This window comes from Brevundimonas sp. 01N35 (assembly GCF_056399785.1).
The window spans coordinates 1-530 of record NZ_JBFTRZ010000034.1 but is presented as its reverse complement, the minus strand read 5'-3'; the positions used below and the strand labels follow the sequence as shown (position 1 = coordinate 530).

Here is a 530-nt window from a genome sequence, read left to right as displayed (position 1 = left end):
GGGTGGGAAGCTGCCGTCTGACTGATAGAGTCCAAGCCATGAGAAGATCATATGTCTTGCTCGCTCTCGTCGGCACCCTGACGGCTTCGTGCGATCATTTTGGCGGCATCGACGCATACGCACCCTTGGCTGGGCTTCCAGACACGTCCTGTATTCCTCGGGTGCTACGGACGGCTGAAGGAGTCAGCGCGATCAAATATCGGCGGACGGAGTGGCCTACATCGCAGTTTGAAATCGCAAGAGGTGCATCCCCGACAACTGTCGCTGAGACGTGGACCTACCACGCAGGTCGCCTTAGGCCTCGTGTCCAAATCTATAACGCAGGAAACCGGTTCGGCTTTAACAACGGCATCGGCCTGACCGCCGGGGCTGTATCCGATGCACAGATCGCCGCCTACCGCCCGTTAATCGAACGCACGAATGACCTTCTGGCGCGCGAATGTGGCCTGGACCTCAGCGATATCAACATCACCGAATATCACCAGAAGCCGTAGGCTCCGCGCTCGCTTTGCAATGTCCGAGTTGGGTCG

General features: G+C 58.1%; 1 protein-coding gene. It reads left to right on the top strand.

All coding sequences use genetic code 11. The features are described from left to right. Positions 1 to 56 precede the first annotated feature (56 nt). Positions 57 to 494 (top strand): hypothetical protein, encoded by a 438-nt coding sequence (locus AC1DJ5_RS14635; RefSeq protein ID WP_441455174.1) that lies wholly within the window; start codon positions 57 to 59, stop codon positions 492 to 494. Positions 495 to 530 lie beyond the last annotated feature (36 nt).